The sequence below is a fragment of the Pantoea sp. R102 genome, from assembly GCF_004916815.1.
Lineage (GTDB): Bacteria > Pseudomonadota > Gammaproteobacteria > Enterobacterales > Enterobacteriaceae > Pantoea > Pantoea dispersa.
Window position 1 is genome coordinate 1 of the sequence record NZ_SDFT01000100.1, and the last position, 6,150, is coordinate 6,150.

Here is a 6,150-nt window from a genome sequence, read left to right on the forward strand (position 1 = left end):
GGCGCGTCCGCTGGTGATCAACAGTAGCAGCACCATTCGCCTGCGTTTTTCCTCGCTGCGCAGCGACCTGGAGATCAGCTGTGACAGCCAGATCGCCCTGCCGATTCAGGAAGGGGAAGATGTGCTGATTCGCCGCAGCGCCAATCACCTCAATTTAATTCATCCCAAAAATTATAATTATTTTAATACCTTAAGCTCAAAACTTGGATGGTCAAAAAAATTATTCTGAAAAGGCCTGCCGGCTACTTTACTGGATAAAAAACCAGTTTATACTGTATGAAAAACCATATCTGTTTTTACATACAGGTGATTGTATGCTGGCACAACTGACCATCAGTAATTTTGCAATCGTTCGTGAACTGGAGATCGACTTTCATCGTGGCATGACAGCGATCACCGGCGAAACCGGCGCAGGGAAATCCATCGCGATTGATGCGCTGGGCCTGTGCCTTGGCGGCCGTGCTGAAGCAGACATGGTGCGTCAGGGGGCCAGCCGCGCGGATATCTGCGCGCGCTTCCAGCTGAAAGCGTCACCCTCAGCCCAGCGCTGGCTGGCGGAGAACCAGCTCGACGACGGCAACGAATGTTTGTTGCGCCGCGTGATCAGTGCCGATGGCCGCTCACGTGGCTTTATCAACGGCACGTCCGTACCGCTGTCGCAGCTGCGCGAACTCGGTCAGTTACTGATTCAAATCCACGGTCAGCATGCGCATCAGCTGCTGCTTAAAACCGATCATCAGAAACACCTGCTGGATGCCTACGCCGCGCACGACGATCGGCTGGCGGAGATGCGTCAGCATTATCAGCGCTGGCACCACAGCTGCCGCGCGCTGGCGCAGCATCAGCAGCTGTCGCAGGAGCGTGAAGCCCGCCGCGAACTGCTGCAGTATCAGCTGAAAGAACTCACCGAGTTTGCGCCGCAGCCAGGCGAGTTTGAGCAGATTGATGAAGAGTACAAGCGCCTCGCGAACAGCGGTCAGCTGCTGTCCACCAGCCAGCAGGCGCTGCAAATTCTTGCCGACAGCGATGACACCAACCTGCAAAGCCTGCTCTACAGCGCGCGTAATATGCTGAGTGAGCTGGTCTCGCTGGACGATAAAGTCAGCGGCGTATTTAACCTGCTGGAAGAAGCCGCGATTCAGTTAAGTGAAGCCAGCGATGAGCTTCGCCACTACTGTGAACGGCTCGACCTCGATCCTAATCGCCTGTACGAGCTGGAGCAGCGTCTGTCGCGGCAGATTGCGCTGGCGCGCAAGCACCATGTTTCACCGGAAGCGCTGCCGGTGCTGTATCAGCAGCTGCTGGATGAAGCGGAACAGCTGTCGCAGCAGGAGAGCGATCAGGAAAGCCTGCAGAGCGATGTCGTCGCTCATCATCAGGCCGCGCTGGCCTGTGCTGAAGCCCTGCATCAGCAACGCGTTGCCTCGGCGCAGGAGCTGAGCCAGCTGATTACGCAAAGCATGCGCACGCTCGCCATGCCACACGGTGAGTTTGCCATCATGCTGGAATTCAATGCCGATCAGCTGACAGCCGAAGGTGCCAGCCGTATTGATTTCCGTGTCACCACTAACCCGGGCCAGCCGCTGCAGCCGCTGGGTAAAGTGGCCTCAGGGGGTGAACTGTCGCGTATTGCGCTGGCGATTCAGGTGATCACCGCACAGAAAATGGAAACTCCGGCGATGATTTTCGATGAGGTTGACGTCGGTATCAGTGGTCCGACGGCCGCTGTCGTTGGCCAGATGCTGCGCCAGTTGGGCGAATCGACTCAGGTAATGTGCGTAACTCACCTGCCGCAGGTCGCGGGCTGTGGTCATCAGCACTTCTTCGTCAGCAAAGAAACCGACGGTGCGATGACTGAAACCCACATGCAGCCGCTGGATAAGCGCGCGCGTCTGCAGGAACTGGCACGCCTGCTTGGCGGCAGCGAAGTTACACGCAACACGCTGGCGAACGCAAAAGAACTTTTAGCAGCCTGACACCGCACTTTTTTGCGGCCTGGTGGTCATATGCTTGCTCTGTAGAGGTTTCCAATAGCTCAAAGGTTTATTATCATCGGCAGTCATATCGCCATAATAAAGCCTGCCGTATGCAGAGTTCAGAATTCGATGGCAACAAAACTGCCTGATGAAAGGCGTTTGGCCCCAGAAAAGGAATGTATAGATGCGCTGTAAAACGCTGACTGCCGCGGCAGTGGTAATGTTGATGATGACCGCCGGATGTTCCACCCTTGAGCGCGTTGTGTATCGTCCGGATATCAATCAGGGGAATTACCTGGTCGCCAACGACGTTTCGAAGATTCACACCGGCATGACGCAGCAGCAGGTTGCCTACACGCTCGGTACGCCGATGATGCACGACCCGTTTGGCAGCAACGTCTGGTATTACGTGTTCCGTCAGGAGCCAGGCCATGAGAGCGTGAAGCAGCAGACGCTGACGCTGACCTTCGACAGCAACGGTACGCTGACGAACATCGATAACAAACCGCGCCTCACCGGCACAGAAGACTGAGTGAGCCGCAACAAAAAAGGCGCCTGAGCGCCTTTTTTAATGCCTGTAATTTACTTTTTCGTTGCCGCGCGCTCTGCCCGCTGCCGACGCATCTCTTTTGGATCGGCAATCAGCGGGCGATAAATCTCTACCCGATCGCCATCCTGCAGCGTATCGCTGAGCTTGACCGGACGGCTGAAAATGCCGACCTTGTTGCTGCTCAGGTCGATATCTTTGCGCAGCGTCAGCAGTCCGGATGCTTGAATCGCCTGCTCAACCGTCGCGCCCTCTTCCAGGCTTACCTCACGCAGATACTGTTTATCCGGTAGCGCGTACACCACTTCAACGCTGATGTCAGCCACGGTAAACCTCTTTGGCGCGCTGAGTAAACGCCTGCACCATGCTGTTGGCCAGCTCTTTGAAGATGCGTCCAAACGCCATCTCGACCAGCATGTTAGTGAATTCAAAGTCGAGGCTGAGCTCAACCTTGCAGGCATCGTCGCCGAGCGAGATAAATTTCCAGCCACCGGTCAGCTTGCGGAACGGCCCATCGACCAGCTGCATATGAATGCTCTGGTTATCGGTCAGGGTGTTACGCGTGGTAAAGGTTTTACTGATGCCGGCTTTGGAAACATCCACCGCGGCGGTCATCTGGTTACCGCTGTTATCCAGCACGCGGCTGCCGGTACAGCCCGGAAGAAATTCAGGATAAGCATCCACATCATTCACGAGCCGGTACATCTGCTCAGCGCTATACGGGACCAGCGCTGAACGGCTAATCTGGGCCATAATGGTTCCTGTTGGTCACAAAACCGTTGAATTATACCATTTTAAGCTACTAAACAAAAATTCACGCCTTTGCCAGCTGTGCTAAAATAGTGTGTTTTTTACCGCCCCGCAGGACAGGGGATGCGCCCACAGACTGAGTGATGTAGACTACGCCGCACTATGACAAAGAAAAAAGCTCACAAACCCGGTTCAGCCACTATTGCCCTCAACAAACGCGCTCGCCATGAATACTTCATTGAAGAAGAGTTCGAGGCCGGCATGGCGTTGCAAGGATGGGAAGTCAAATCACTGCGCGCCGGTAAAGCGAACATCAGCGACAGCTATATTTTGCTGCGCGATGGCGAAGCCTATCTGTTCGGTTCCACTTTTCAGCCGCTGACGGTGGCATCAAGCCACGTGGTGTGTGATCCCACGCGTAACCGCAAACTGCTGTTGAACCAGCGCGAACTGGACTCCCTGTACGGCCGTGTTAACCGCGAAGGTTACACCGTGGTCGCGCTGTCGCTGTACTGGAAAAACGCCTGGGCCAAACTAAAGATTGGTGTGGCACGCGGTAAGAAAGAACACGACAAGCGCGCGGACATTAAAGATCGCGAGTGGAAGATGGACAAAGCACGAATTATGAAGAATGCCAGCCGTTAAGCACTGGAATCTTTTATAATTTTTTGCTAGAGTAACAAGTCTTGGGGCTGATTCTGGATTCGACGGGATTCGCGAAACCCAAGGTGCATGCCGAGGTGCGGTAGGCCTCGCTAAAAAACCGCAAAAAAATAGTCGCAAACGACGAAAACTACGCTTTAGCAGCTTAATAACCTGCTTAGAGCCCTCTCTCCCTAGCCTCCGCTCTTAGGACGGGGATCAAGAGAGGTCAAACCTAAAAGAGATCGCGTGGATGCCCTGCCTGGGGTTGAAGCGTTAAAACCAATCAGGCTAGTTTGTTAGTGGCGTGTCTGTCCGCAGCTGGCAAGCGAATGTAAAGACCAGACTAAGCATGTAGTACCGAGGATGTAGGAATTTCGGACGCGGGTTCAACTCCCGCCAGCTCCACCAAAATTCTCCATCGGTGATTACCAGAGTCATTCGATGAAGTCCTAAGAGCCCGCTTGGTGAAATCCCTGCGGGCTTTTTTGTGTCTGTAATCCGGCTGAATCCAGTGATCATTAGTACACGTCTAATTACACGCTTTAATGTGTGCCAAAAACGTGTACCAGTTATTGACGGATATTAGTCTGGCCGCGGATGACACGCCCTCTCATCAATAACGAAATTCTCAAGGCTACGCCTAAAGAGAAAGACTTCACCTTACATGATTATGGCGGTCTTTTCCTACTCGTTAGAACGTCTGGTAAGAAGCTATGGCATTTTCGCTACCAGCGGCCAAATTCAGCAGCCGCTCAAATCTCAGCCTTGGCTCTTACCCTGCCCTAACGCTCGCTGCAGCACGCCAAATGTGTGACTAATATATTTAGTTGCTTGCTCAAGAGATCGACACACAGAAGCAGGAGGAGGAAGTATCGAATAGCGTCAATCGAACTGGAAAGAATTTTCGGTCGTGGCCGGCGGGTGGTACTGCTTAAAAGCAACAGCGTCACTGAGGATTATGCGAAGGATATTTGGCGATCCCTGGAGAAAGACATCCTCCCTACGATTGGTGAGATTTTTGTTCAAACACTCAAGGCCAGGAAGATTGTTGAAGCACTAGAGCCAATTAAAGCTCGTGGCGCACTTGAGACTGTTCGTCGGTTATTTCAGCGCATTAACGAAATCATGGTTTATGCGGTTAACACCGGTTTGATAAATGCGAATCCTGCTTCTGGCGTGTGTATGGCATTTGAAAAACCTAAGAAGCAGAATATGCCGACATTGCGGCCAAAAGAATTGTCTAATTTGATGCGTTCTTTAGCCATGTCGAATTTGACGATTTCGACTCGATATTTAATCGAGTGGCAACTACTGACTCTTGCTCGCCCTGCTGAAGCCTCCGAGACTCGCTGGTCAGAAATTGATCTCGATGCAAGACTTTGGACAATTCCCGCAGAACGGATGAAGGCTAAGCGTGAGCACATTGTTCCTTTTTCTCCACAAGCAATTAAGATATTAGAGGCCATGATACAAATAAGTTCTCATAGGGAACATGTTTTCCCGAGCAGAAATAATCCAAAACATCCTATGAATAGCCAAACAGCAAATGCTGCACTTAAACGTATTGGCTATGGTGGGAAATTAGTTGCACATGGATTACGATCAATTGCAAGTACCGCATTAAATGAAAATGGATTTAATCCAGATGTTATTGAAGCAGCGCTTGCTCATTCTGATAAAAATGAGGTTAGGCGGGCATATAACCGTTCTACTTACTTGACAAAAAGAATAGAACTAATGAATTGGTGGGGAGTGTTTATTTATATGAAATAAAAGGTGAAGCAACCTCATCCCTTGGTGTGTGCATTTCTGCTCTCAAATCTCTAATTAGTGAGAAATGAAATTTTTCAGGTCTCAAAAAGATGAAAGATGAGTATATCAAACTAATGTGTAGGGCATCTTGGTTGCTTCAGTAATAAACTATCAGTTTAGTAAGCTTTTTTCAATTGTTTTTTCTCCAATAGATTTAAAAGATCCACATTTAACCAATCTACGAACCAAGGATTTGATGTCTCATGCTCAATGTAATCATCTATTTCAGCATTTGTTGGGCTGGCTTCTTGTAGTTCTTTTGCAATATTCCTGACCCAAATTCTCTTGTGTTTGATATCTATATATGGGCAGGACATTACATCTAAAAAGAGTAGCGCCCTTTCAGAACATTCTTGGATAGCACTTCCATTAATTAGCTTAAAATTTATTTTTCCAATTAATTCATCTTTTATTTTATTG

5 protein-coding genes, 1 other RNA gene and 3 pseudogenes are annotated in these 6,150 nt (G+C 50.6%); 6 read left to right on the top strand and 3 right to left on the bottom strand.

Annotated features, from left to right (window positions below; genetic code table 11):
* The 3 genes and pseudogenes from ERD80_RS11615 to bamE all read left to right on the top strand — a co-directional run.
* Positions 1 to 229, top strand: a pseudogene (locus ERD80_RS11615) (NAD(+)/NADH kinase); the annotation flags it as partial.
* An 85-nt stretch (positions 230 to 314) separates the two neighbouring features.
* Positions 315 to 1,976, top strand: coding sequence for a DNA repair protein RecN (recN, locus tag ERD80_RS11620; protein ID WP_136546990.1), 1,662 nt, complete (start codon positions 315 to 317; stop codon positions 1,974 to 1,976).
* A gap of 184 nt (positions 1,977 to 2,160) precedes the next feature.
* Positions 2,161 to 2,508 (top strand): outer membrane protein assembly factor BamE, encoded by a 348-nt coding sequence (bamE, locus tag ERD80_RS11625; protein WP_021506509.1) that lies wholly within the window; start codon positions 2,161 to 2,163, stop codon positions 2,506 to 2,508.
* 50 nt (positions 2,509 to 2,558) lie between these two features.
* Here bamE and ERD80_RS11630 read toward each other — a convergent pair whose 3' ends face one another.
* Both ERD80_RS11630 and ERD80_RS11635 read right to left on the bottom strand, forming a co-directional pair.
* Positions 2,559 to 2,849, bottom strand: coding sequence for an RnfH family protein (locus ERD80_RS11630; protein WP_021506508.1), 291 nt, complete (start codon positions 2,847 to 2,849; stop codon positions 2,559 to 2,561).
* Positions 2,842 to 3,276 (bottom strand): type II toxin-antitoxin system RatA family toxin, encoded by a 435-nt coding sequence (locus ERD80_RS11635; protein ID WP_021506507.1) that lies wholly within the window; start codon positions 3,274 to 3,276, stop codon positions 2,842 to 2,844. The genes ERD80_RS11630 and ERD80_RS11635 overlap by 8 nt, the downstream gene beginning before the upstream one ends.
* Before the next feature lie 159 nt (positions 3,277 to 3,435).
* On the opposite strand from ERD80_RS11635, the gene smpB reads away from it, so the two are divergent.
* The 3 genes and pseudogenes from smpB to ERD80_RS11650 all read left to right on the top strand — a co-directional run bounded on the left by smpB (position 3,436) and on the right by ERD80_RS11650 (position 5,691).
* Positions 3,436 to 3,918, top strand: a complete 483-nt coding sequence (smpB, locus tag ERD80_RS11640) for an SsrA-binding protein SmpB (RefSeq protein ID WP_136546992.1) — start codon at positions 3,436 to 3,438, stop codon at positions 3,916 to 3,918.
* 43 nt (positions 3,919 to 3,961) lie between these two features.
* Positions 3,962 to 4,326: a transfer-messenger RNA gene (gene ssrA / locus ERD80_RS11645) on the top strand.
* A 189-nt stretch (positions 4,327 to 4,515) separates the two neighbouring features.
* Positions 4,516 to 5,691: pseudogene (locus ERD80_RS11650) on the top strand (integrase domain-containing protein).
* A 155-nt stretch (positions 5,692 to 5,846) separates the two neighbouring features.
* On the opposite strand, the pseudogene ERD80_RS22490 reads toward ERD80_RS11650, so the two are convergent.
* A pseudogene (locus ERD80_RS22490) lies at positions 5,847 to 6,150 on the bottom strand (hypothetical protein); the annotation flags it as partial.